Origin of the sequence: Agrobacterium cavarae, assembly GCF_004310285.1 — a bacterium.
Taxonomy (GTDB): domain Bacteria; phylum Pseudomonadota; class Alphaproteobacteria; order Rhizobiales; family Rhizobiaceae; genus Agrobacterium; species Agrobacterium cavarae.
Window position 1 is genome coordinate 54398 of the sequence record NZ_SISF01000022.1, and the last position, 26025, is coordinate 80422.

Annotated in this window: 25 protein-coding genes and 1 tRNA gene; 15 read left to right on the forward strand and 11 right to left on the reverse strand. The window is 57.8% G+C overall.

The genetic code is table 11. The annotated features are described in order from the left end of the window. Positions 1-2: 2 nt before the first annotated feature. Together EYC79_RS02710 and EYC79_RS02715 are read right to left on the reverse strand one after the other, a co-directional pair. Entirely contained in the window at positions 3-1121 is a 1119-nt protein-coding gene (locus EYC79_RS02710) for a PAS domain-containing protein (RefSeq protein WP_130977073.1), read from the reverse strand. Between the two features lie 159 nt (positions 1122-1280). Beyond that, positions 1281-1730, reverse strand: a complete 450-nt coding sequence (locus EYC79_RS02715; protein ID WP_130977074.1) for a DoxX family protein — start codon at positions 1728-1730, stop codon at positions 1281-1283. A gap of 123 nt (positions 1731-1853) precedes the next feature. Here EYC79_RS02715 and EYC79_RS02720 point away from each other — a divergent pair, with 123 nt between their 5' ends. Both EYC79_RS02720 and EYC79_RS02725 read left to right on the forward strand, forming a co-directional pair. Next, entirely contained in the window at positions 1854-2162 is a 309-nt protein-coding gene (locus tag EYC79_RS02720; protein WP_062427328.1) for an Rdx family protein, read from the forward strand. Between the two features lie 207 nt (positions 2163-2369). Continuing rightward, positions 2370-2456 (forward strand) — tRNA-Leu (locus EYC79_RS02725). Between the two features lie 341 nt (positions 2457-2797). Here EYC79_RS02725 and EYC79_RS02730 read toward each other — a convergent pair. Continuing rightward, positions 2798-3184 (reverse strand): pilus assembly protein N-terminal domain-containing protein, encoded by a 387-nt coding sequence (locus EYC79_RS02730; RefSeq protein ID WP_130977115.1) that lies wholly within the window; start codon positions 3182-3184, stop codon positions 2798-2800. A gap of 411 nt (positions 3185-3595) precedes the next feature. Between EYC79_RS02730 and EYC79_RS02735 the strand changes: the two genes are divergently transcribed. The 9 genes from EYC79_RS02735 (at position 3596) to EYC79_RS02775 (ending at position 12487) form a co-directional block, all read left to right on the forward strand. Further along, entirely contained in the window at positions 3596-3823 is a 228-nt protein-coding gene (locus EYC79_RS02735) for a Flp family type IVb pilin (RefSeq protein WP_130977075.1), read from the forward strand. 84 nt (positions 3824-3907) lie between these two features. After that, entirely contained in the window at positions 3908-4420 is a 513-nt protein-coding gene (locus EYC79_RS02740; protein WP_113272949.1) for an A24 family peptidase, read from the forward strand. Positions 4421-4560: 140 nt separating this feature from the next. Next, a complete protein-coding gene (gene cpaB, locus EYC79_RS02745; RefSeq protein ID WP_062427240.1) occupies positions 4561-5367 on the forward strand; it encodes a Flp pilus assembly protein CpaB in 807 nt (268 codons plus the stop codon). After that, a complete protein-coding gene (locus tag EYC79_RS02750) occupies positions 5364-6944 on the forward strand; it encodes a type II and III secretion system protein family protein (RefSeq protein WP_130977076.1) in 1581 nt (526 codons plus the stop codon). Before cpaB ends, EYC79_RS02750 begins: the two co-directional genes overlap by 4 nt. A gap of 14 nt (positions 6945-6958) precedes the next feature. After that, positions 6959-7633, forward strand: coding sequence for a CpaD family pilus assembly protein (locus EYC79_RS02755; RefSeq protein ID WP_130977077.1), 675 nt, complete (start codon positions 6959-6961; stop codon positions 7631-7633). 34 nt (positions 7634-7667) lie between these two features. Then, positions 7668-8957, forward strand: coding sequence for a CpaE/TadZ family protein (locus tag EYC79_RS02760; protein ID WP_130977078.1), 1290 nt, complete (start codon positions 7668-7670; stop codon positions 8955-8957). Between the two features lie 42 nt (positions 8958-8999). Then, positions 9000-10490 carry a CpaF family protein gene (locus tag EYC79_RS02765; protein ID WP_130977079.1) on the forward strand — a complete coding sequence of 497 codons (1491 nt, stop codon included), beginning with the start codon at positions 9000-9002 and terminating at the stop codon, positions 10488-10490. Beyond that, the gene (locus EYC79_RS02770) at positions 10487-11491 is read left to right on the forward strand and encodes a type II secretion system F family protein (RefSeq protein ID WP_130977080.1); all 1005 of its coding nucleotides are present in this window, start codon (positions 10487-10489) and stop codon (positions 11489-11491) included. Before EYC79_RS02765 ends, EYC79_RS02770 begins: the two co-directional genes overlap by 4 nt. A gap of 9 nt (positions 11492-11500) precedes the next feature. Beyond that, positions 11501-12487 carry a type II secretion system F family protein gene (locus tag EYC79_RS02775; protein ID WP_113225669.1) on the forward strand — a complete coding sequence of 329 codons (987 nt, stop codon included), beginning with the start codon at positions 11501-11503 and terminating at the stop codon, positions 12485-12487. A 108-nt stretch (positions 12488-12595) separates the two neighbouring features. Here EYC79_RS02775 and EYC79_RS02780 read toward each other — a convergent pair whose 3' ends face one another. Further along, complete coding sequence (locus EYC79_RS02780; RefSeq protein ID WP_245495177.1) at positions 12596-13312, reverse strand: tetratricopeptide repeat protein; 717 nt, start codon at positions 13310-13312, stop codon at positions 12596-12598. Between the two features lie 243 nt (positions 13313-13555). Here EYC79_RS02780 and EYC79_RS02785 point away from each other — a divergent pair, with 243 nt between their 5' ends. After that, complete coding sequence (locus EYC79_RS02785; RefSeq protein ID WP_130977082.1) at positions 13556-14953, forward strand: leucyl aminopeptidase family protein; 1398 nt, start codon at positions 13556-13558, stop codon at positions 14951-14953. Between the two features lie 75 nt (positions 14954-15028). Here the strand turns inward: EYC79_RS02785 and pncB are convergent, their stop codons facing one another. The 7 genes from pncB to EYC79_RS02820 form a co-directional block, all read right to left on the reverse strand. Further along, entirely contained in the window at positions 15029-16333 is a 1305-nt protein-coding gene (pncB, locus tag EYC79_RS02790) for a nicotinate phosphoribosyltransferase (protein ID WP_062443305.1), read from the reverse strand. 163 nt (positions 16334-16496) lie between these two features. Next, complete coding sequence (locus EYC79_RS02795; protein ID WP_418121720.1) at positions 16497-16865, reverse strand: hypothetical protein; 369 nt, start codon at positions 16863-16865, stop codon at positions 16497-16499. An 84-nt stretch (positions 16866-16949) separates the two neighbouring features. Beyond that, positions 16950-17807 carry a C40 family peptidase gene (locus tag EYC79_RS02800; protein ID WP_130977083.1) on the reverse strand — a complete coding sequence of 286 codons (858 nt, stop codon included), beginning with the start codon at positions 17805-17807 and terminating at the stop codon, positions 16950-16952. A 71-nt stretch (positions 17808-17878) separates the two neighbouring features. Continuing rightward, positions 17879-18223 (reverse strand): MarR family winged helix-turn-helix transcriptional regulator, encoded by a 345-nt coding sequence (locus tag EYC79_RS02805; RefSeq protein WP_112955357.1) that lies wholly within the window; start codon positions 18221-18223, stop codon positions 17879-17881. A 314-nt stretch (positions 18224-18537) separates the two neighbouring features. Further along, positions 18538-19644, reverse strand: a complete 1107-nt coding sequence (locus EYC79_RS02810; RefSeq protein ID WP_062427252.1) for a DUF475 domain-containing protein — start codon at positions 19642-19644, stop codon at positions 18538-18540. Positions 19645-19990: 346 nt separating this feature from the next. Then, positions 19991-20920 carry a DMT family transporter gene (locus EYC79_RS02815; RefSeq protein WP_062443310.1) on the reverse strand — a complete coding sequence of 310 codons (930 nt, stop codon included), beginning with the start codon at positions 20918-20920 and terminating at the stop codon, positions 19991-19993. An 89-nt stretch (positions 20921-21009) separates the two neighbouring features. Beyond that, on the reverse strand, positions 21010-22353 hold the full coding sequence (locus EYC79_RS02820) for a formimidoylglutamate deiminase (protein ID WP_130977084.1): 1344 nt from the start codon (positions 22351-22353) through the stop codon (positions 21010-21012). Positions 22354-22438: 85 nt separating this feature from the next. Between EYC79_RS02820 and hutI the strand changes: the two genes are divergently transcribed. From hutI to hutG, 3 genes are read left to right on the forward strand one after another with little or no spacing between them, the layout of a single operon-like run. Then, positions 22439-23683 carry an imidazolonepropionase gene (gene hutI, locus EYC79_RS02825; RefSeq protein WP_130977085.1) on the forward strand — a complete coding sequence of 415 codons (1245 nt, stop codon included), beginning with the start codon at positions 22439-22441 and terminating at the stop codon, positions 23681-23683. A 3-nt stretch (positions 23684-23686) separates the two neighbouring features. Then, positions 23687-25222, forward strand: a complete 1536-nt coding sequence (gene hutH, locus EYC79_RS02830) for a histidine ammonia-lyase (RefSeq protein WP_113272961.1) — start codon at positions 23687-23689, stop codon at positions 25220-25222. 1 nt (position 25223) lies between these two features. Further along, positions 25224-26024, forward strand: coding sequence for an N-formylglutamate deformylase (hutG, locus tag EYC79_RS02835; RefSeq protein WP_130977086.1), 801 nt, complete (start codon positions 25224-25226; stop codon positions 26022-26024). Position 26025: the final 1 nt, after the last annotated feature.

Sequence of the window (26025 nt, forward strand, 5' to 3'; positions counted from 1 at the left end):
ATTCATGATTCCTTTTCATGTCCCACCAGCAGCGTCACGCTGACGATCGTCTGCCGGCCATTTTGTTCTCGTTTGATTTCCGCACTGACTTGGCGTGCGCATGTTTCCAGCAACATCTGACTGAAACGCTGTTCTTCCTCATCGACCTCGACCGGATCGGTCGTATCGGCCACCTGAATGAGGAAATGCCCGTTCAGCCTCTTCACCGTCACCTTGATGTCGCCGCCACTATCACCCAGCCCGCGCCTGACTGCATCGCCCACCAACTCGTTGACGATGAGCGACAGAGGCGATGCTTTGTCTGCGGGCACATAGACCGGGGATAGATCCAGCGTGACATTGATATCGGTGCGCTTCAGCTGGCTTGTCAGATTGACGACGAGATCTTCGGCGAAATCGGCAACATCGAAGCGAGCGATATTGTCGAACGTGAACAGCTTGCGATGAACGGTGCTGAGGGCCTCGATGCGGTTCAGCACCGATTTCAGCGTCGCGCTCGCCGTCTCGTTCTCCGTCATCCGCTCCTGAAGCTTCACGATAGACGCCATGGTCATCAGGTTGTTCTTGACGCGGTGATCGACCTCGTGGACCAGCATGGTCTTTGCGTCGAGCGCATCGCGAAGATCCTTGGTGCGGCGGCTGACTTCTTCTTCGGCAAGGTTACGGGCTTCGGCGAGCTCTGCTTCCTTGTCCTTGATCCGGGTGAAATCGAGCTGCGAGGCGAAATAGTAGATCACCTCTCCCTTATCATCCCAGACAGGGCTAACGAAGAGAGCATTCCAGAACTGCGTTCCGTCTTTTCGATAGTTCAATATGTCGACGGAGACCGAGGTTTGCGCACTGATGGCGTCGCGGATTTTGGCGACCGCCTGTGGATCGGTCCTCTCGCCCTGGAGAAGACGACAGTTTCGGCCGATCAACTCATCGCTGCTATAGCCTGTGAGGTCATTGAAGGCCTTGTTGCAGAAGATGATCGGATTGTCGTCCTGCTTCGGATTGGTGATGATCATCGGCATGCGGGTTGCCTTGAACGCTGCCGCAAAAGGGTCTTCCGATGCATGATCAGCAAGCAAACGCTCACCGGCTCTACGCGCTTCCAGAGGCAGCAAATAATCGACCATGAATTTTTCCGCACTTCACCCCATGCGTAATCCGCTTGCGGCAGGAAAGTTCCCGGCTGAAGATTATTTTCACCGCCTCGTCATGTGCTCGTTGGACGACGGAATTTTGCGTGGAGGCGCGCTGCTAATACGCAGTGTCGCCTCCACATTGTCTTTCTCTCAAAAGACTCTGCGCAGCTTGGCATCGATGGAGTGCCTGTTGCCGCCTCTGACCGCAAAGAACAGAAAAATCGCCGACCACAGGATGGACTTCTCTGCCCCGCCGAGCCCTTCCGACTTGACGATCCAATGGAAATAAACCGTCACCATCAAGACGATGAAGGCGGCGAAAGCCGCGGGACGCGTGAGGAGCCCGATCGCCACAAGGATGCCACCGAAAAATTCCGTTGCCGCCAGAAGCGGTGACCAGAAGACGCCGGGATAGAAACCCAGGCTTTCCACCATGCCGACAGCGCCGAAGGGATTTGTGATCTTGCCGAAGCCATGCGTGACGAGAAGCACGCCGGCAACGACGCGCAGAATCGTTTCCGCCAGTTCGTAGGTACCATTATAGATCGGCGCGACAGCCGGGATGATCAATCGCTCACGAGAAAGCTCATTATTTTCCATGGAATACTCCGCTGATTGCAATTCCTGACCATCTGCAACAAGCTGCCGTTCGCGCAAGTTGCGCTCGTTCAAAACATGACAAACTAAGTAATATTTCCGTGAGCTTATATGAGGACGGCTGAGATGGAAGGCACTGTAAAACCCCGCGTTTCGATCACCTACTGCACACAGTGCAACTGGCTGCTACGTTCTGCTTGGATGGCGCAAGAGCTGCTCAGCACCTTCTCGGACAGTCTCGCAGAGGTCGCGCTGGTTCCGGCCACGGGCGGCCGCTTTGAAATTACCGTAGATGGGGCACTGTTGTGGGAGCGGAAACGCGATGGCGGTTTTCCCGGGCCCAAGGAGTTGAAACAGCGTCTGCGCGATATGATCGACCCGGACCGGGATCTCGGCCATCTTGACCGGCAGAAGAATGAGGGGCTTGATACCTAACGCGACAGGCAAGCAGGCTGGCCGCTATCAGGAATCAGCGCATGGAAGGCGCATCATCGAAGGCCCAATATTGGATTGCTCGACCGACATTCCAGTATCCATCTCACGCCCAGCAACGATGTTTTTTGATGAAAAAACAAGGATCGTCACAAAACTTCAAAATCCCTGTTGACACCAGCCGCCTGCCCCCGTACATGGCTCCTCGTCGCCCAGATGGCGGAATTGGTAGACGCGCCAGCTTCAGGTGCTGGTACTCGCAAGGGTGTGGAGGTTCGAGTCCTCTTCTGGGCACCATTCCTTATTTGATCCTAGCCAGATCAATCACTTAGCCAAAAAATAGAAATTTTGATCTCCCCTTAGGGGGCGATACTTTTAGCGTTTGTATTGGCGATCTTCACTCATAAATTGGGTGTCGATGAGCGTCGTGCGAGGCGGCGGCTCTTTGCATGCAAGCACGCTTCTACGCACGTATTAATGGCCGTGTTCTTCCTGCGAAACTTCTGTTTCAACAAAAGGGAAAGTCGTTTTTGAGTGCAGTGCGTGTGGCGTCCAAACGCCAAAGTCAGTAGATGTGTTCAGCGAACGCGGGCTGAACCAAGAACACTCTGAAGCGAGTCATGCTGGCATACGCGATTTTAGTTCTGCGCGTGCTCTTCACAGGAGGGCGAACAGGACAGAACGCTTCGTGAGGTCTGGCGATAGACCCTGACCGTGTTGCCTTCATCAATCGACACCAGAACGCGTTCATCGACGATTGCGTTTCCCTCGGCATCCAAGAGTACGAGATTGGTGGTGCCGAAACTGCGTCCGGTCAGCACGATCGTCGTTGCATCGGCAACCGTCGCATCCGCGACCTTCGAGTTACCGACAATGACTTTGCTCACGGCGCGGTCAAGCTTCAGCACCCGCGCCTGATTCATCGAGACGCGGAGCATCCCATCATCCGCCGCGAGCGCAAAAGCAGGCGCAAAACCTAAGACCGCTACAGCAATTGCAAATCTTTTGATGGTGGAAGACAGCATGAGCGGAACAGACCTTTGTTTATGCTTGGCGCATTTCATCGTCACCACCATGAACGGGAATGGTGAATGAAGACTTAAACGGCGCTCCAAAATGAGAAAGTGCCGCGCGATCAAATACAATCCGACGTCGCTACAGCCTGTCGCATAACCGCACAATACCAGCGATGTTGCGATGAATTTCAGGCAAGATAGGCTCGCACTATCCTATACTCTTCAGACGTTCTCTCCATCAATCGTATTTTATCTTTTAATCTTTGGCTTTGTTTACCAAACGTTCGACATTACTCATTTAACGTTACGTTAAGCCCGTTCTTTAAACGCTTGGCAATCGAGATTTTGTAGGTTTGCCTCAACCGAACAACGGGAAACAGTTGTCGGCGTGCTGACAAACAACGAATTAGGAGAATCCGCATGACAAAGATTTTCGCTCGGTTCCTGAAGGACGAGTCCGGCGCCACCGCCATCGAATACGGCCTGATCGCGGCCCTGATCTCTGTTGCCATCATTGGGGGTGCGCAGACCATAGGCGGCAAACTCACATCAACATTCGAGAACATCGGTACCAAGCTGACAAATTCCGGCGCTGCCGGCGCCGCCACGGGCGGTAATGGTGGCAGCGGCGGCAACGGTGGCGGCTGATTGCAGCGACATTCGAACAAAGTGCCGCCCTCCGGGCGGCATTTTCTTTAGAAGAAGAGCCACCTGCCGCATTTGAGGTAAAGCATGATCACCGCTTCGATCTTTCTCGTATTCCCGCTTTGCCTAGCGCTCGCAGCATTGACGGACCTCTTTTCGATGACGATTCCGAACAGAATCTCCGTCATACTTATGGGGACCTTCATCGTGGTAGCACTTGCATCTGGGATGGACTGGCAAACATTTGGTCTGAGCTTTGCCGCTGGACTAGTCGTTTTCCTTGTTTGCTTCTCGATGTTTGCCCTCAATGTCATGGGAGGGGGAGATGCAAAGCTCCTCACAGCTTGCGCTGTCTGGTTCGGGTTCAACGACTCTCTCGCGACGTTCTTGATCGCAGTGGCCATTATCGGAGGTATTTTGACCCTTGGCATACTTCTCTTGCGTTCGCGCGCTCAAGAGATAATGGCGAGCGGCCTCCCTATTCCTGACTCGTTGCTGGTCGCAAAGAAGGTTCCATATGGTATCGCCATCGCGATCGCGGGTCTGTTGTTTTACCCGGAAGCACCCATCGTTCAGGCCGCAATGCGCGCCGTTTTATGATAGACGCTTAGAATCCCATTTAAACTTGCTAATACAGCACATTAATTTCTGATTAACCCAAAACAATCACTTCTTATTAACCATAATTACACGAATGGCAGGCCATCTTCTGGGTAGAGATTCTACTCCAAAGGCCCAGCATGAAGTCCTCACGTGTCGTTATCCTCTCCGTTGCCGTTGTGGCTGCTGGTCTTGCAGGCCTGCTGGCCATGCAGATTTCTGCGCCGCAGGCGGTGGTGGAGAAGGCAGAAGCCATTATCCAGAAAGAGCCGACCGTTAGCGTTCTGGTCTCGGCCGTTAATTTGCCCGTGGGTAGCCGGCTCGACGCAAGTTCCGTGCGCTGGGCGCGATGGCCCCAAGGCAGCGTCAATGATAGTTATGTCACCGAGGAAAAACGGCCTGATGCGATCGCCGAACTGACGGGCGCGATCGTTCGCCTCCCGCTTTTCGAAGGAGAGCCGCTTCGCTCCGAAAAGGTGGTCGATTCCAGCACGCGCATCATGTCCTCGCTTCTGCCCGCTGGAAAGCGGGCTGTGTCCACCGAAATATCGGTTGCCACCGGTGCGGGCGGCTTCGTTCTTCCCAATGACCGCGTCGATGTCATCATGGTGCGCAAAAATGAGGGCGGCGGCTTCTTGACCGAAAACGTTCTCAACAATGTCCGCGTTCTGGCGATCGACCAGCAGATCAAGGAAGGGCCTGACGGTACGCCGTCTGTCATTGGTGCCACAGCAACACTGGAACTGACGCCCGAGCAGGCCAAGATCATCACCGTCGCACACCAGATGGCGGACCGTCTGACCTTGTCGCTCCGCTCCGTTGCGGATGTGCAGGATAGCGACACGGCATCTGCAGATTATCTACTCAGCGGCGAATCCGGCAGACCGGCGATCCAGATCATCAAGTCTGGCTCGATCGTGCGAGAAAATGAGGGAGCCGCACAATGAGCAAGACGAACTCGATCCGACATGGCCTGAAGGCGGCGCTCATTGGTGGCATCGCCTTCAGCATTGGCTTTGCAGGCGTTCCCGGTGCATCCCACTTTGGGATCGGCACCATGGATGCGCTCGCCCAAAGTGCCAGCATTCTTCGGATCTCTGAAAGTGGCACGGGCGTGCGCAAGCGCGTGAAGCTTGGTCTGAACAAGGCCCTCGTCGTGGATCTGCCGCAGGATGCCCACGATATTCTCGTTGCCGATCCGAGCATGGCAGATGCGGTGACACGCACGTCGCGCCGTATCTATCTCTTCGGCAAGTCGGTCGGGCAGACAAACATCTTCATCTTCGGCGCCCATGGCGAAGAGATTGTCAGCCTTGATCTTGAGGTCGAGCGCGATATCACCGGTCTTGAGGCCAATCTGCGCCGCTTCATTCCGGATTCGGATATCAGGGTCGAAATCGTATCGGACAACATTGTTCTTTCGGGCAGTGTCCGTACCCCTCAGGATTCCGCACGCGCGGTGCAACTTGCCACAGCCTTCCTCCAGGGTGGTGAAGCAACAACGCGTAACATCACGGCGACCAGCGAAAGCAACGGCGACGGTGCCGTGGCGATCTTTGCGGAAAACCGTCAGAAGTCGTCGATCGTCAATATGCTGACGATCGAGGGCGAAGATCAGGTCACGCTGAAAGTAACGGTCGCCGAAGTCAGCCGCCAGGTTCTCAAGCAGCTCGGCTTCAACGGTTCCATCAGCGGCTCGGGCTCGGACTTCGGTGGAGCGGTCTCGTTCTCCAATCCAGCCAACCTTGGTAACGCGCTGGCGATCGGAGGCTCCGGCAATATCGGGGGCGCCATCGGCAAGGTCGCTCTGTCCAGCTATTTCAACGCCATGGAGCAGGCAGGCGTCATGCGAACGCTCGCTGAACCGAGCCTGACTGCGATTTCCGGCGAGCAGGCAAAGTTCTATGTCGGCGGCGACTTCCGTCTCGCAGGCGTTCAGAACGTCACTTTCGATGACAATAATGTGCCGACGGTAACGCGCCAGACCGACACGGTGGAATATGGCATCGAGTTGAATTTCCGGCCGGTCGTGCTGTCTCCCGGCCGCATCAGCCTGAAAATCGAGACCAACGTGTCCGAGCCGACCTATGAAGGCAACGTCGTCTCAGGCAACGGCAACACGAGCCGCGTTCCTGGCAGCACCTATCTTTCGATTCGCAAGCGCGAAGCATCGACGAGCGTCGAATTACCCTCGGGTGGCTCGATCGTGATTGCAGGTCTGGTGCAGGACAATGTCCGCCAGGCTATGTCAGGCCTCCCAGGTGCCTCCAAGGTTCCAATTCTCGGCACGCTGTTCCGCAGCAAGGATTTTATTCGCAACGAGACCGAACTCGTCATCATCGCCACGCCCTATCTCGTTCGGCCCGTGGCACGCAATCAGATCGCGCGGCCCGATGACAACTTCAGCCCGGAAAACGACTCCGCAACGTTTTTCATGAACCGGGTGAACAAGGTCTACGGCAACAACAGGCAGCAGGTTCAGGCACAGCCATATCAGGGCTCGGTAGGATTTATCTACAAATGACAAAAACGCACCCTATGACGAATTCTGTTTCTTATCTGCGCCTCTCTAACCTCGTCTGCATGCTCGCTGCGGTCGCTGCCCTGCAGGGATGTGCACGCGATCCTCAGACGACGGGCGCCATTCCGGACGACTATCGCACGCGCCACCCGATCACCCTGTCCGAAGCGCAACACTCGCTGGATATTCCAGTCTCTCCGGCAGACAACAGGCTGCCCGGGGCTATGGCCGAAAATGTGAAGGGCTTCGTCCAGAACTATGTGGCGAGTTCCACGAGCATCGTTCAAATGCAGGTGCCAACGGGCTCGGCCAATGCAGCGTCCGCGTCTATCATCAAGCGTCAAATCCGATCGATCCTGACATCTTCCGGCATTCCAGCGGGAAAGATCGCCGAGGTTCCTTACGGTGCTTCGCCCTATGGCGATGCGGCGCCCATACGGCTTTCCTATGTTGCCGTCACCGCCATGACGGGCCAGTGCGGCCAGTGGCCCGAAGACTTGAACAGCAACACCTCATCCAACAAGAACTGGTATAACTTCGGCTGCGCTTCCCAGAGCAATCTGGCGGCACAGATTGCCAACCCCATGGATCTTGTCGGCCCCCGCGGCATGAGCCCGATCGACGCTGAACGGCGATCGGTCGTACTCGGCAAGTATCGCGCCGGTAAGAACACAGCCACCACGAACGACTAAGACGCGCCTCCCAGCTTGAGCGACAGGATCTGATATGAACCCGGTGAACTACGATATTCGGCACAACAACGCAGATGTGCCAGTCGCCGAAGACACGCTCCGCCCAGGCGAGTTGGAGAGCGTTCGCCCTTTGCCACGCATCTCGATCCACGCCTTCTGTGAAAGCGAGGCTATGCAGCGGACGATGGAGCGGCTGGCAGCCGACCGACGGATGAACAAGGTCAGCATGCGGGTGACCAATGGCGAGATCGAAGCGGCTGCGAGAACGTTTTCATCCACGGCTACGCCTAATCTCGTCATTCTCGAAACCCATCGCGATCCATCGACGCTACTGAGCGATCTCGCACCTCTGGCAGAGGTGTGCGATCCATCGACGCGCGTCATCATCATCGGGCGTCACAACGATATCGCGCTCTACCGCGACCTGATGCGCAATGGTATTTCCGAGTATCTCGTTTCACCGATCAAAGCGTCGGACCTTATGGCGTCGATCTCTGCAATCTTCGTCGATCCGGAGGCTGAGCCGCTTGGGCGGAGCATCGCCTTCATCGGCGCCAAGGGCGGTGTCGGTTCTTCCACCATCGCGCATAATTGTGCCTTCGGAATATCGAGCCTGTTTTCCACCGAGACCATTCTTGCCGACCTGGATCTGCCCTTCGGGACGGTCAATATCGACTTCGATCAGGACCCCGCACAGGGAATTGCCGAGGCAGTCTTCGCGCCGGATCGGCTCGACGAGGTTTTTCTCGATCGCCTGCTGACCAAATGTTCTGAAAACCTGTCCATTCTGGCCGCGCCATCGCTTCTCGACCGTGCGTATGATTTCGATAGAGCGGCCTTCCAGCCACTTTTGGAGCTCCTGCAACGCAGCGCGCCGGTTGCGGTGCTGGACGTTCCACATGTCTGGTCGGACTGGACGCAGGCCGTTCTGGCAGAGGTCGATGAGGTGGTCATCACGGCCGTTCCGGACCTGGCAAATCTAAGAAACACCAAGAACCTTCTCGATGCATTGAAGAAGCTGCGACCGAACGACAAGGCGCCGCATCTGGTTCTGAACCAGGTGGGGATGGCGAAGCGTCCTGAGATCGATCCCACCGACTTCTTTGAGCCGCTGGAAATAGAGCCGCTTGCCATCATCCCCTTCGATGTTCAACTCTTCGGTGCTGCCTCTAACAGCGGGCGAATGATCAGTGAGATCGACGCCAAATCGCCGGTTGCGGAAACCTTCTCCCAGCTTTCGCACGTGCTCACGGGCCGATCGTCGGCCCGCAAAGCGAAACGACCGGGGCTCGGCAAGTTCATGGAAATCCTGAAACGCAAGTAAAACGTGGATTGGTCCACGAGACGACAGACCGGAAGACAAGAGATGTTTGGAAAACGTGGCGGCGAAGGCTTCGGGCGAAGCGCAAACAGTGGACGGCCTGCTTTGCCGGCTGCCCATCCGGCTGTCATGACTGCGCCGCCCGTGATGGACGAACCCCGCCCGTCCCAATCTATCGTGATGCAGCCACCTGCACCTAAACCCTCTGCGGTTCAAAAGGACACAGGCAGCCAGGCCCGCAAGCGTGCGCGCACCGAGGACTATTATCAGACGAAGGCTCAGGTCTTCTCCGCCTTGATCGACACCATTGATCTGTCACAGCTTTCAAAGCTTGACGGGGAGAGCGCGCGCGAAGAAATCCGCGATATCGTCAACGATATTATTACGATCAAAAACTTCGCGATGTCGATCTCCGAGCAGGAAGAACTGCTGGAAGATATCTGCAACGATGTTCTGGGTTACGGTCCGCTGGAGCCGCTTCTGGCGCGTGACGACATCGCAGATATCATGGTCAATGGTGCCGGGCAGACCTTCATCGAAGTCAACGGCAAGACGATCGAATCCGATATCCGCTTCCGCGACAATGCCCAGCTGCTTTCGATCTGCCAACGCATCGTCAGTCAGGTTGGCCGCCGCGTCGATGAATCAAGCCCAATATGCGATGCGCGCCTCCCGGATGGCTCGCGCGTCAACGTGATCGCGCCGCCACTCTCTATCGATGGGCCGGCGCTGACGATCCGTAAGTTCAAGAAGGACAAGCTGACGCTTGACCAGTTGGTGCGCTTCGGCGCGATCACGCCGGAGGGCGCTGTCCTTCTGCAGATCATCGGTCGCGTCCGCTGCAATGTCGTCATCTCCGGCGGCACAGGCTCAGGTAAGACGACCCTTCTCAACTGCCTGACGAGCTACATCGACCGCGATGAACGCGTGATCACCTGCGAGGACACCGCCGAGCTTCAGCTTCAGCAGCCGCACGTCGTGCGCCTTGAAACCCGCCCGCCGAATATCGAAGGCGAAGGCGAGATCACCATGCGTGACCTGATCAAGAACTGCCTGCGTATGCGGCCTGAACGTATCATCGTCGGCGAAGTCCGTGGACCGGAGGTCTTCGACCTTCTGCAGGCCATGAATACCGGTCACGACGGCTCGATGGGTACCATCCATGCCAATACGCCCCGCGAGTGCCTGAGCCGTATGGAATCGATGATTGCCATGGGCGGCTATACGCTACCGGCAAAAACCGTTCGTGAAATCATCGCTTCTTCCGTTGATGTCATCATCCAGGCCGCGCGTCTTCGCGACGGCTCCAGACGCATTACCCAAGTGACGGAAGTCGTCGGCATGGAAGGTGATGTGATCATCACCCAGGACCTCTTCAAATATGAGATCGAGGGGGAGGACTCCAACGGACGCTTGATCGGACGGCATGTTTCCAGCGGAATCACCAAGCCGCACTTCCACGATCGGGTTCGCTATTTCAACGAGGAACAGCGTCTTGCTGCTGCCTTGGAGGCGATGGAGCGCAATAGCCAATGACCATGACAATGCTGCTTCTCATCGTTCTCGTCGCCATTTCTGCTGGCTCGCTCGCCTATGTTTTCCTTTTTCCGCAGATCGAGACGGAGAAAAAAACTGCGACCCGCGTCAACCGCGTGAAGGCGGCCGAAACAGACCGCATCAACATGAAAGCCGCGCGCGATCGCCTTCAGGAAACCACCAAGCGTCGCAAGTCGACGCAGGACATGCTGAAGGAGCTGGAAAAAAAACAGAGCGAGAAGGCCAAAAAACGCAACACTGCAAGCGTGAAGAGCCTCATTCTCCAGGCCAATCTGTCGATCTCGCCCTCCAGACTCTATCTCATCAGCGCCGGTCTTTCTGTTTTCGCCGCACTGGTTGCTCTTCTTTACGACATGCCGCTTCTCGTGGCGCTCGGCATCGGCTTTATTGGCATCCTCGGTGCCCCGCGTTGGGTTTTACGATTTCTTGTGAAACGTCGTCAGACCAAGTTTCTCGAGGAGTTTCCGAATGCCCTCGACGTGATGTGCCGCTCGATCCGATCCGGCCTTCCACTCAACGAAGCGGTACGGCTCATCGCCTCCGACGGTCAGGAGCCAGTGAAGACGGAGTTCAGACGCGTCGTCGATTCCCAGCAGGTCGGCATGTCGCTACCCGAAGCCATCGAGCGCATGACGCTGACAATGCCTCTGCCTGAGGTGAGTTTCTTCGGAATCGTCATTGCAATGCAGGCACAGGCCGGCGGCAATCTGTCCGAAACGCTCGGCAACCTTTCAAAGGTGCTGCGCGATCGGCGCAAGATGAAAGCCAAGGTCAGCGCGTTGTCGATGGAGGCGAAGGCCTCCGCCGTGATCATCGGAGCCCTGCCCTTCATCGTAGCGTTCCTGGTCTATCTTACCTCCCCAGACTATCTGATGGTGCTGTTTACCGACCAGCGAGGGCACCTCATTCTTGGCTGCTCTGCGGTGTGGATGTCGATCGGCATCATCATCATGCGCAACATGATCAACTTCGAGATTTGAGGCCGTTCCATGTTTGATCATATCATGTCCAGCCTTCTCAACCTGCACTTGATCATCGGTGCTCTTGTTGCCTTTGCAGCTTTCTCCACCGTCTATACATTGGCTATGCCCTATCTGAACCGCGCGGACCTCAACCGACGGACGAAAGCGGTATCGACGGAACGCGAGCGCATTCGCGTGCGCGAACGTGAGCGGACGGATGGTGGGAACAAGGCCGGCAAAGCAAGCCTCCGAGCCACGCAGAGTAAATCCGCCACGAAGATCGTGGAGCGCTTCAACCTGCGTGAGGCGCTGGTGGATGCCAATACGATGAACAAGCTGAAGGCGGCAGGTTTTCGCTCTCAGAACGCGCTGAATACGTTTCTGGCGGCACGCTTCATTCTGCCCTTCATCTTTCTGACCCTCGCAGCGTTCTGGGTCTACGGCCTGAACAACCTTGCCAGTTACAGCTTTTTTGTCCGTCTCATGGCTGTCCTGTTGTTCGGCTATCTCGGATTTTACGCGCCGAATATCTATATCTCGAACCGCATCACCAAGCGCCAGAAATCCATCAAGCGGAGCTGGCCGGATGCGCTGGACCTGATGCTCATCTGCGTCGAATCCGGAACCACCATGGAAATTGCCATGCGCCGAGTGGCAGATGAAATGACGGAGCAGTCTCCAGAGCTTGCGGAAGAAATGGTGCTGACCGTGGCAGAGTTGTCCTTTCTACAGGATCGCCGTGTCGCGCTGGAGAATCTTGGATTGCGCACCCAGTTGGACGGCGTGAAGAACGTCGTTCAGGCGCTCATCCAGGCGGAACGCTACGGTACGCCGCTCTCCCAGGCTTTGCGTGTTCTGGCGCAGGAGGGTCGTGACGAGCGCATGAACGAGGCCGAGAAGAAGGCAGCCGCCTTGCCGCCCAAGCTCACCGTGCCGATGATCCTGTTTTTCCTGCCTGTGCTGGTTGCGGTGATTCTCGGCCCCGCCGGTATCCGCGTTGCCGACTCGTTCTGATGACGTTGCCGACAGCGCCAGCCGTGCCGTTCCAGACCGATGATGATGGGTCGCAATGCTGCGGCACACGGCTCCGCCGTCGCTGAGGGGATCTACAAGAAGAAGTGCTTAACGGACGTCCGTCTTCTTGTTCTTGTCGGAAAGCTGCGACCACGCATTTTGCTGAGACAGCATGCCGCGCAGATAGGTAAGGTTGGCCTGCGCCTGCTGAGGAGAGAGCTCCTGCGTGGCGATCTTCTGCGCTTCCTCAAAACGTCCCTGAAGGCCTACGACCAGCGCCAGATTCTGGCGAATACGGCTATCGGCACCGGGCTGCCCGGCGGCACTGCGCAGATAGGTCTCTGCGGTGCGCGGATCGTTTTGCAGAACGTAGGACATTCCAAGATTTGAGAGGATGCTCGGATCGTTGGGTTTCAGGTCAAGCGCCTGACGATACTTCGTCCGGGCTTCGTTCGAACGGCCCAACTGATCGAGAACCGCACCTTCCGCGGAATAGAGGCGCCAATCCGGTCTATCGGGGGTTTGCGCGCGCTGGATGGTGTTGAGCGCCTGTTCCAGCTGGCCAGCGGCAGCCTGGGACTTGCCGTAGGCCGCCAGAACCTCACGGTCTGCTGGATACGCGATCGCCACTTGCTGCATGACGGCAAGCGCCTGTGCGTTCTTACCCGTCATCATCAAGATGTTGGCGTAGTTGAGCCCGGTGTTGCGATCCTTGGGATTGCGGGCATAGGATGCGCCAACCGAGGCTTCCGCCTGGCGCAATTGATCCATGTTCATCTGATCATAGGAATGCGAGACGGCAGGAGAAATCGATCCCGTCGACATGCGGTCCGGACGGTTCGTGGAGCAGGCCGCAAGGCTAAGCGCCAGAACAGCGGCACAGGCACCCCGAAGGAGGATGCGCTTGTTGGCATGATGTGAGGAAATCGCAATCATGATATCGCCCCGGCCCTGTGATCGGATATTTCATCGAAGCAGCGTGCACCACGCAACTTTCGCTCCAGCAATAATCTGTTAACCCTAACAGAGTGTTAATTTGCTCGCCTCAGCCGTTTACGAAAGCAGACAATGGTCCCTTATCAATTCATCGAGCGCGCCACTCCCTTCAGTTCGAAACCTGGGGAAACACTTCCCGTTTTTGCGGTTACGCCCGCCCATATCGATCAAGGTGCCATTGATCCCATCGCTCTCGACTGGGCGAAGAAGGCAGGCTTTAAAGCAGAAGCGGGTGCCATCCTGTTGATTCCTTCTGCGGAAGGCGCTCTGGGCGGCGCGTTGCTTGGGCTCGGGACCAACCCTTCGGAGCTTCCTTTCATCGCCGGAAAACTGGCGCGCGAGCTTCCCGAAGGCGACTGGCATATCGAGACGGCACCGCTCACCGTCAATCGACTGGCGCTCGGCTTTGGTCTCGGCGCCTATCGCTTCGATAAGTATCGCGCCGCCAAAAGCATAGGCCCGAAACTTCTCATTCCCCGCGATGCCGAAGATGCGGAGATCAAGCGCGTGCTGGCCGGTGTCTTCCTGGCGCGCGATCTGATCAACGTTCCTACCAATGACATGGGGCCGGACGAACTCGAGATCGCTTTTCGCAGTCTGGCCGCCCACTACAAGGCGCAGGTTTCCGTCATCACCGGCGACGATCTCTTGAAGGAGAACTTTCCTCTTGTGCATGCGGTTGGCCGCGCCAGTGCCAGCGCGCCGCGCCTGCTGGAAATGTCATGGGGCAAGAAAGGTCATCCGCGCCTGACGCTCGTCGGCAAGGGTGTTTGCTTCGACACAGGCGGGCTCGATATCAAACCCTCCTCCTCCATGGCCCTGATGAAGAAGGATATGGGCGGTGCGGCTAACGTGCTTGGTCTCGCGCTGATGATCATGGATGCACGCCTGCCCATCGATCTTCGCGTCCTCGTTCCGGCGGTTGAAAACTCCATCTCCGCCAATGCCTTCCGCCCTGGCGACATTTACAAGAGCCGCAAGGGTCTGACCGTCCAGATCGACAATACCGATGCCGAGGGTCGACTGATTCTCGCCGATGCGCTGGCCTATGCCGACGAGGACGCGCCCGACCTGATGATCGACATGGCGACACTGACGGGGGCTGCGCGCGTCGCCCTCGGACCTGACGTCCCGCCCTTCTACACGGATGATGAAGACCTTGCGCACAGCATCGCAGAGGCCAGCATGGATACTGACGATCCGCTGTGGCGGCTACCGCTTCATATGGGTTACGATAAGGACATTCGCTCCCGCGCCGCCGACCTTACAAATGCGCCGTCCGGCGGCATGGCCGGATCGATCACCGCGGCACTCTTCCTCAAGCGCTTCGTCACTTCCACGAAGAAATGGGTGCATTTCGACATTTACGGATGGTCGCTCAGCGAGCGTCCGCACACTTCGGTGGGTGGCGAAGCACAAGCGATCCGCGCTCTGTTCCACTACATCTCCCGCAGCTTTGCGAAGAAATAAGCGGACGCATTTTCATCCTCGCCGCTCAAGGCGAGGATGACCGGGCCCGTGTGAGATTGCGGTTCTTGAAGACGCTTACACCAGGACCTTCTGGTCCTTACGGTCTTCCTGGCCGAAGAACTTCAGATAACGTTGCACCTCGTCTGCCTCGCCGGTCGCCTTTTGCGGATTGTCGGAAAGCTTGACCGCGGGGCGGCCATTGGCATCGCTCACCTTGCAGACGACCGAGATCGGCTTCAGGCCTTCGATGGTTTTCGGCGCACAACCGGCAAAATCATTGGTGAGGTTGGTGCCCCAGCCGAAGCTCATGCGCGCACGGCCTTCGAAATGCTTGTAGGTGTCGATAATAGCATCGACATCCAGTCCATCGGAGAAGATGAGAAGCTTCTTCTTCGGGTCGCGACCCATCTTCTTCCACCACTCGATGATTTTTTCACCGCCTTCGATCGGCGGCGCGCTATCCGGTCTGAAACCTGTCCAATCGGCCACCCATTCCGGCGCATTGCGCAGGAAGGCCGCCGTGCCGAAGGCATCCGGCAGGACGATCAAAAGATTGCCGCCATAGAGCCGATTCCAATCCTTCATCACCTGATAGGGTGCTGCGGCCAAGTCCTCGTCGTTCTGTGCCAGAGCGGCCACGACCATCGGCAGTTCATGCGCATTGGTGCCGACGGCTTCGAGATCGGAATCCATCGCCAGCAATACATTGCTCGTTCCGGTAAAGGCCGGGCCGATGCCTTCCTTCAGCGCTTCGACGCACCAGCGCTGCCACAGGAAGCTGTGGCGGCGGCGCGTGCCGAAATCGGAGATGCGCAGGCCAGGAAGTTCGCGCAACCGCTCCACCTTTGCCCACATCTTGGCCTTCGCACGGGCATAGAGCACGTCTAGGGTGAAATAGCCGAGCGAACGCATCGCGCTTCTCGAACGCAACTCATTGACGATGGCGAGCGCCGGTATTTCCCATAGCGTGGTATCCATCCAGCGGCCATGGAAATTCAGCTCGTACTGGCCGTCGCGCTTGAAGAGCTCATATTCGGGCAATTGATAGCTGGAGAGCCAGGAAAGAAACTCCGGCTCGAAAATCTGCGAGCGTCCGTAGAAGGTGTTACCGGCAAGCCAGATGCTTTCCTTCTTCGTCAGTCGAAGACTGCGCGCATGGTCGAGCTGCTCGCGCAGTTCGACCTCGTCGATTTCCTCTGCGAGCCGAACAGTCTTGGTCCGGTTGATCAGAGAGAAAGTCGCATTGACGTCCGGATAGAGCTTCCAGATCATCTGCAACATCAACAGCTTGTAGAAATCCGTGTCGATCAGGCTGCGGATAATGGGATCAAGCTTCCAGGTGTGGTTGTGAACACGGGTCGCTATGTCTGTCTTCGTCATTGCTGCTGCTATCCCCCGCGCCAGACCCTCGCATGAGGCAGGTCCGGCATCGCCGCGCATTTTCAAAGGTCATGAACCTTGTGGGTCAAAGACTTATCTGAAAAGCGCATGGCAAGTCCAGACCGGTTGACGCAGGTATGGTACGCGCGAAAGCCGAAGCAACTTAGAAGTCGGTGGCGGGCGGGTTGATGCCGGGATACCAGTCCTTCGATGTCGGCACTCGGGTGCCGAAGAAAGACGTGCCTGAGGAGCCGGAGCAACGATAGCCTTGAACAGGCAGGCCATCGCTGCCGAAGAGATCGCGATAAGGGCCGTTCGGGTTGCTGGATTCAACCACAGTCGAATGGCAGCGATAGCGTTCCTGCGGCTGCAGCGTCTTCGGGTCCTTCACGCCAGGCAGATTGGCATAGGCGTCGGGGGCAGGGAGATAACCGTCCTTGTAGACGATCTGGGCCATGCCAGCCTGAGGCAGTGCCCAGGCGACAAGGCACAACGTCAGACCGGCAAGAGCACGTCTCAGGCTTCTCATCATGTCGCACCCCAATGCAAGATGACGTTTATATAAGCAGAGCCTGCGTGATCCGCAGGATGCCTTTCAAAACGTTTTCGTGAGCAATCACGGACGGCGATAGGCTGTCGGCCTATCATAGAGCCAGCCAATCCGCTCAATGGCCTCGTCCAGATTTTCGCGTGCGACATTCATCGTATGGCCGTTGGCGTGCAGCAGCGTTTTCTCGTCCTCCATGATGCCCACATGGCCTTTCCAGAAGACAAGGTCGCCGCGGCGCAAGGCGTCGCGCTCGATTTCGGTTCCGAGAGACTTCACCTGCATATCCGTATCGCGCAGCGCAAATTTGCCGGTCATGGCCATCGACAACTGAACGAGGCCGGAGCAATCGATGCCGAAGCCGGAGCGGCCGCCCCAGAGATAGGGTGTTTCCAGAAAGCGCAGCGCGACCGCGACGTAGTCGCTCGAAATCTGCTGGTCGACGGGCAGACAATGGGAGGCAATCACCCCCTCGCCTTTTGCCGTCATCAGGTATCGCGTTCCGCGCGTCTCCTCCTCGCCGACGAATGTCAGGCGGCTGCCCATGGAAAGGGCTGCAACCGGTGGCTTTCTAAGTTCAGCAGCAGGATAGAGAAAGGTGCGGGGAGCGATGACGATATGGGTTGTCGCCTCCACAGCGCCCACCGCAGCATCTGGAACGTAACCGACATAACCATCAACCTCAGCCTGCACAAAGGCCCAACCGTCGGCACTATCGAAGACGCGGATCGGCTCGCCGAGCAGCAGTTCGGTATCGATGCCAGAGGCAATGTCCGGCTTCGGGCGAAGTCCGATAACGGGAAGGGCGACCTGGGCGGGTTCGCCAGTGATGAAACGCTGTGCCTCGACCCTGCCTTTAAGTTTCGCATCTGCGATATCGGCGCGGAAGACGTTCAGTCGGCGGTCAAGCGCTTCGGCAGATGTCATGGTCGTTCGGTCCTGGTTTTCGAAAGGTTTATCTGACGTTCATCGAACGGCAATGCGGCAACTTTCGAGCATTAAGCTTTTCGTGCTCCATCAATAATCAGATCGCCGAATTTTTCCAGATAAAGCGCGCCGGCGACCGTGCGTTTGATCACCACATTGCGGCGGTCCTTCGCATCGCGCTCACGATCGACAAGACCCATCGCGCCCATGCTGTCGAGTGCCCGCGTGATCACAGGCTTGGTGACGCCAAGTATACTCGCCAAGCCGCGCACGGTGTGCGGCGGTGGCACCAGATAGATCTGGAGAAGAATCGCCGTCTGTCTCAGTGTCAGATCAGGCGCATTGTCTTCCACCTGCGCCAACGCAACGCGGTGCCACAAGCCGAGCGCCTGGCTTGGCGACAATTCCACTGGCACGTTCGATCTCTCCGTCCTTTGAACAATCGCGCACATCATCGCGCCAAGCGGTGAATAAAAACAAAACCGCCGCCATCGAAGTTTTCTCTTCGAAATGGCGGCGGTCTGTCTCTGCTCTTTTTGAGCTTCCGTGTCCCCTCTGGACTTGGGAACTTAAGATGCAGGAAGCGTGCCAACCTGCCATTTCGACAGTTTGGCTTCTCCGCACCCTCGATTCGCATCGATTGCGAGGGGTCACGGGCGATTTTTTAAGCGCCGCGCAAAATTAAGGTGCAGCGACCCTCTGCCCTTGGAGTCAGAGGGTCTTGCGCTCGTCAGACTTTGGCACCATGCGCGGCACCAGCTTCGCGGGCTTTTTCCTGCCTGTTGTAGCGGATCGAAGACCAGAGCGCGATGCCGATGAGGGTCGCGCCGCCAAGACCGGTGATGACTTCCGGAATGTGGACGAGGCTCTGAGTGTACATGATCACCGAGAGGATCAGGATCGCGTAGAACGCGCCGTGCTCAAGGTAGCGATATTCCGCGAGCGTTCCCTTTTCCACCAGCATGATGGTCATGGAGCGCACATACATGGCGCCGATGCCGAGGCCGATGGCGATGATGAAAAGGTTCGACGTCAAAGCGAAAGCGCCGATGACACCATCGAAAGAGAAGCTGGCATCCAGAACTTCGAGGTACAGGAATGCGCCGAAGCCACCCTTCGCCGCGCCTTCCAGCATCTGCTGGCTGCGATCGAGGATGCCGCCAAGCACTTCCACCAGAAGGAAGGTCAAGAGGCCCCAGATCGCGGAGGTGAAGAAGACGTTGGCTGCCTCCGGTCCGAGATCAGGGTTGGTGCTGTTGCTGATGATGCGCGTGAAGATCAGCATGATGATCAGGACGAAGGCGATCTCGATGCCCTTGATCGAGGAATAGGTCGCGATCTTTTCCTCGAACCAGCGAACCCAGTGAACGTCCTTCTCATGGTCGAAGAAGAAGCTGAGGCCCACCATCATCAGGAAGGTGCCGCCAAAAGCCGCAATCGGCAGATGCGCGTCATGCATGATCTGGGCGTAACGATCCGGCTCGGTCGCGGCCATCACCATGGCCGTCCAGGGGCCGACATTGGCGGCGATGACGACGATCAGAAGCGGGAAGACGATACGCATGCCGAAGACGGCGATCAGAATGCCCCAGGTGAGGAAGCGATGCTGCCATTCCGGCGTCATGTCCTTCAGCTTGTTGGCATTGACGATGGCGTTGTCGAAGGAGAGCGAGATTTCCAGCACGGCCAGCACCGCGCAGATGAAGAAGATCGTGGCAGTGCCACTCACAGTGCCGGTCATTTCCCAGCCGAGATAGCCGCCGAGAAGCAGGCCGACGACCGTGACGATAAAGGCCCATTTGAAATAGGAGAGCGTGGATTGCGTGGTGGGGGTCATCACAAAGCCCCCGCAACATTAGAGCAGGAGATGTGCGTGACGTCGCGCGCCAGCACCGAATGCATGGTTGAGTTGTTCATGGGTGTTCATCCGCCGGCGTCATAAGCAGGCGGTACCGACATCGCGAGAGCGCCGTAAAACTCTCGCCAGAGGGGCCCGGCACCAAGGTTTCATCCTGCCCGATGTCAGGGGCAGCATGTCACTCTAGTCTCTCAACTTCGTGATTTCGTCAAGGTCAAAGTTGTTTTTTGGCTGGTCGTCGGCCTCTCCGAGGCCCGATGACTCCTGATTTACATCTTTCAGGTTGTATCCGGGCACCAGGCCATCGTTACGGTGCGATTAAGGATCAGACCAGATCTTCGATGGGCTGAACTGCCGTCTTAGCCTGTTTGCGCTTCACGGCATTCTCGCGGAAGAAGATGTAGAGTCCCGAGAGAACGATCAACCCCGCGCCAATGACGATGCTGAGCTGCGGCACATCGCCGAAGATCAGCCAGCCGAAGATGACGGCCCACAACAGCAACGTATATTGCAAAGGTGCGACTGTCGCCGCGTCGGCAAGTTTGAGAGCGCGGTTGACCAGCACATGTGCGGTCATCGCGACGATGCCGAGAAGGGCAAGCAGCGACAGATCGAAGCCCGATTGTATTGGAATCCAGCCGGACGGCGTGACGAGAATGGCAACAACACCCGCAAGCCCTGCCCCGATGATCTGCCAGAAGGCCAGTACCGTGTCCGGCGTATTGCGCAGCTGTCGGCCGGACAGCATCATAAAGGCGAAGGCGGCACTGCCGAGGATGGAAAAGAAGGCGGCGCTGGTCAAAGAGGCCGAACTCGGCTTCAACGCGATCAGCACACCAACGAACCCGATGCCGATCGCCGTCCACCGTCTCCAGCCGACTTTCTCACCCAGAAGGAAGGGTGACAATGCGGCCACATAGATAGGTGCAGCCAGCCAATAGGTCATGACGTCAGCCAACGGAAGTGCTGCGACGGCGAAATAGAAACAGAAGAGTTCGGCCGTTGAGAAGAACACACGTGCTGCCTGCAGACCGGGGCGCTCTACATTCACCAGCTTCGGCAGTCCTGCCTTCCAGACGATCGGCAACAGGATGATGACGGCCGCGATGCTACGCACGGCGATGACCTGACCGAGGCTGTAGGTGGAGACGAGGAACTTGCCCATCGCATCGTTGAGCGCGAAGAGCAGCATGCCGAAAAGCATGACCGCGACGCCGAGACCCGTCGGCGAAAGCTGGCGAAGAAAATGTGGCATGTGTCTGAACTCCCTGACCGCAATGACTCGGCGAGCTTGTTCTCCGAGTCAAGGTCGTCCGGCGCCTATGTTAGCTTCATCTATTCGCGTCAGACGGACAAAAGCTGCCGCATCGTATGCTGGAAGCGACCTGCAATTTCATCACGGCGGATATGTGCGCCGTCGCGCACCACAGGCTTGCCGCTGATCCACACGTCATGCGGCTTGACGAGATTGCCGAAAATCCAGCCATCGAGAATATCGTCGCCTTGCAGATAGGGAGCGGCCTCCACATTCAAGGATGAGAAATCCGCGGCATTGCCTGCGGCGATCCCGGCCTTGACACCCAAAGCCTTCGCGCCGCCCGTCAAAGCGCCATCGAACAGGGTGCGGCCCGTCGAGCCATTGGCCGGAGCAATGACGTTGCGCGCGCGGTGCGAAAGGCGTTGAGAATATTCGAGTTGACGCAGCTCTTCACCGACACCGATCAGCACATTGCTGTCCGAGCCGATGCCGAAGGTGCCGCCATGTTTGAGGAATTCAACGGCGGAAAAGGTGCCATCCCCGAGATTGGCTTCCGTGATCGGGCAGAGACCAGCAATCGCACCCTTTCTGGCCACGCCTTGCGTTTCGGCTTCGGTCATATGCGTTGCGTGGATGAGGCACCAGCGATCCGTGACCTCCGCATTCTCGAGCAGCCATTCCACCGGACGCCTGCCCGACCACGCGCTACAGTCTTCGACCTCTTTCACCTGCTCGGCAATGTGAATGTGAAGCGGCGCATCGGGCGCCAATTGCGCGGCAAAGCTCAGCTCTTCCGGCGTTACAGCGCGCAGGCTATGGGGAGCAACGCCGACGACGCTTGCGGGCAAAGCCGAGACAGCTCTGCGGCACCCCTCTAGCAGACGGGCAAAACTGTCAATCGAGTTGATGAAGCGGCGCTGGCCCTCCACAGGAGGCTCGCCGCCGAAACCGGAATGGGCGTAGAGCACCGGCAGCAATGTCAGAGAAATGCCGGTTTGTGATGCGGCGGCGGCGATCCGTTCGGCCAGCTCCGCAATGTTGGCATAATGAGCGCCATCCTTGTCGTGATGGAGATAATGAAACTCACCCACACGACCAAAACCGGCCTCCAGCATTTCCATGTAAAGCTGGGCTGCCACCGCCTCCACCTGCTCCGGCGTCATCGACAGCGCGAAGCGGTACATCAGCGTGCGCCAGCTCCAGAAACTGTCTTCAGTCGTACCGCGCCGTTCCACCATGCCGGCCATGGCGCGTTGAAAGGCGTGGCTGTGAAGGTTCGGCATGGCAGGCACGAGCACCGCGTGACGCTCTTCACCGGCGACGGCTTCCACGCCCTGCGTGACCGACAAGATCTTACCATCTGCGATCTCGAGGCGAACATTGGTCGCCCAACCTGTCGGCAACAAAGCGGTTTCAGCATGGATGAACATGTCGGCTCCTCAATTTCCTCGAACAGGCTCTTGCCTCTACCTCTATTATGTATATACATATTGATCAGAAGGGAAGGAAAAACTGATGACAAACCGGAATTCCACCTCGGCCGACAACGGCATTTCGCTCTGGCGAAACGCCCGCCTTGCGACGCTTGATCCTTCCCGTAACGGCCTTGGCATTATCGAAAGCGGCGCGATTGCCGTCAAAGACGGGCGGATCGTGTTTGTCGGCTCAGAGTCCGAGCTCCCTTCAAACCTGATCGCTGAGGCAGAGGCGATCGATTGCGAAGGCCGCTGGATCACGCCCGGATTGATCGATGGCCACACGCATCTGGTCTTTGGCGGCAACCGCGCCATGGAATTCGAGATGCGTCTGAATGGCGCAAGCTATGAAGAGATCGCCAAGGCTGGCGGTGGTATCGTCTCTTCCGTGCGTGATACCCGCACGAAGAGCGAAGACGAACTGGTCGCGGAAGCCCTTCCCCGCCTCGACACGCTGCTTGCCGAAGGTGTTTCCACCATTGAGATCAAATCCGGCTATGGGCTCAATATCGACACCGAACTGAAGATGCTGCGCGTCGCGCGCAGGCTCGAAACTTTGCGTCCGGTTCGTGTTCTGACCAGCTATCTCGCCGCCCATGCGACGCCCGCCGAATACAAAGGGCGGAATGCGGATTACATAGCTGACGTTGTATTGCCTGGTATGGAACGTGCGCATCACGAAAAGCTGGTTGATGCCGTGGACGGCTTTTGCGAAGGCATCGCTTTTTCCGTCGAGGAGATGCGCGTCGTCTTCGACAAGGCTAAAGCGCTCGGCCTGCCGATCAAGCTTCACGCAGAACAGCTATCCAATCTTCACGGCGCAGAACTGGCTGCCTCCTATGGCGCACTTTCCGCCGACCATCTGGAATATCTGGATGAGGCTGGTGCGAAGGCGCTCGCCACATCCGGCACTGTTGCCGTTCTTCTGCCCGGCGCTTTCTATGCGCTGCGCGAAACAAAGCTTCCGCCGATGCAGGCTCTGCGCGATACGGGCGCGGACATCGCGCTTGCGACAGATTGCAATCCCGGCACCTCGCCGCTGACATCTCTGTTGCTGACCATGAATATGGGAGCGACACTCTTTCGCATGACGGTGGATGAGTGCCTCACTGCCACGACCCGCAACGCCGCCAAGGCTCTTGGTATTCTCGCCGAGACCGGCACGCTGGAAGTTGGCAAAGCTGCCGATCTCGCCATCTGGAACATCGAGCGTCCGGCGGAGCTCGTTTATCGCATCGGCTTCAATCCGCTTCACGCACGCATCTTCAAGGGACGGACGATCTGAACCATGACCATCACTCTTCATCCGGGCGCAGTGCCACTTGCCGATCTCGCGGCAATCTATTGGGAGAATGGTGCCGCCAAGCTCCATCCCTCCTTCGATACCGGTATCGAGAAGGCGGCGAAGCGCATCGCTGATATCGCCGCCGGCAACGCGCCGGTCTATGGCATCAATACTGGCTTCGGCAAACTGGCCTCGATCAAGATCGATGCCGCGGATGTCGCGACCCTTCAGCGCAATCTGATCCTTTCCCATTGCTGCGGCGTTGGCGCGCCCCTGCCGGAAAATGTCGTGCGGCTGATCATGGCGCTGAAGCTGATTTCGCTTGGGCGCGGTGCGTCCGGCGTGCGGCTGGAGCTGGTGCGGCTGATCGAAGCCATGCTCGAAAAGGGCGTCATCCCGCTGATCCCGGAGAAGGGCTCGGTCGGCGCTTCGGGCGATCTCGCGCCGCTTGCGCATATGGCCGCAGTGATGATGGGCGAAGGTGAAGCCTTCTTTGGCGGTGAGCAGATGGCTGCCCGCGACGCGCTGGCAAAGGCCGGGCTGACGCCTGTAGTTCTAGCGGCCAAGGAAGGTCTGGCGCTGATCAACGGCACGCAGACATCGACCGCTCTGGCCCTTGCTGGTCTTTTCCGCGCCCATCGCGCGGCACAGGCAGCCCTCATCACCGGCGCGCTTTCCACCGATGCGGCGATGGGATCTTCGGCACCCTTCCATCCGGATATCCATACGCTGCGCGGTCACAAGGGCCAGATCGACGCCGGTGCGGCCCTTCGGCAGCTGCTGGAAGGATCGGAAATCCGCGTCAGCCATATTGAAGGCGACGAGCGGGTTCAGGACCCATATTGCATCCGCTGCCAGCCGCAGGTGGATGGCGCATGCCTCGATCTTCTGCGACAGGTCGCTAAGACGCTGGAAATCGAAGCCAATGCGGTGACGGACAATCCGCTGGTTCTTTCCGATAACTCGGTCGTCTCCGGTGGCAATTTCCATGCTGAGCCCGTGGCCTTTGCCGCGGATCAGACCGCCCTTGCGATCTGCGAAATTGGGGCGATTGCCCAGCGTCGTATCGCGCTTCTGGTCGATCCGGCCCTCTCCTACGGCTTGCCGGCCTTTCTTTCGAAGAAGCCCGGCCTGAACTCCGGGCTGATGATCGCCGAAGTAACGTCGGCTGCGCTGATGAGCGAAAACAAGCAGATGTCGCACCCGGCATCCGTCGATTCCACGCCGACTTCCGCCAACCAGGAAGACCATGTGTCCATGGCCTGCCACGGCGCGCGCCGCCTGCTGCCCATGACGGACAATCTTTTCGCCATCCTCGGCATCGAGGCGCTGTCTGCCGTGCAGGGCGTTGAACTGCGCGGTCCCTTGAAGACGAGCCCTGAGTTGCAGAAGGCCATGTCTGTTCTGCGCGCAGAAATTCCCTCGCTTGAGGAAGACCGCTACATGGCGCCCGATCTCAAGGCTGCATCCGACCTGATTGCAACAGGCGCCTTGGTCGATGCAATTTCGGGTGGCATTCTGCCGAAGCTGGAGGCCTAAGATGTCAGTCGTTGATATCCACCGCGGTCGGTCGCCCATCATTCTCGGCCTGCCGCACACTGGCACAGACGTTCCACCAGACATCTGGGAGCGGCTGAACGACAATGGCCAGCTGCTGGCAGACACCGACTGGCACATTCACGAGCTTTATGCCGGTCTGCTCTCCGACGCGACGACGGTGCGCGCCACCTTCCATCGCTACGTGATCGACGCCAATCGCGATCCTTCCGGCACCAGCCTTTATCCAGGCCAGAACACGACCGGCCTCGTGCCCGAAACGGATTTCGATGGCGAGGCGATCTGGAAAGAGGGTGAGGCGCCGACGGAAGAGGATATCGCTTACCGGCTGCAGCATTTCCATGCGCCTTATCATGCAGCGCTTGCAGCCGAGATCGACCGTGTGAAGGCGATCCATGGCGTGGCGATCCTCTATGATTGCCATTCCATCCGCTCGCATATTCCTTTCCTCTTCGAAGGAAAGCTGCCGGATTTCAACATCGGCACGGATATGGGCAAGACCTGCGACCCGGCGGCGGAGGCCATTGCCGTCGATGTGACCTCTGCGGCTGAAGGCTATACGTCCATTCTCAACGGCCGCTTCAAGGGCGGCTGGACGACGCGCCACTACGGCCAGCCGGATAAGGGCATGCACGCGATCCAGATGGAGCTTGCGCAATGCACGCATCTCGAAACCGAGAGGCCGCCCTTTGCCTATGATGGCGACAAGGCCGCGAAGCTTCGCACCCATCTCAAAACCATTCTGACGCGCATGGAAGATTTTGCGCTCGCTCTCAGACCATAAA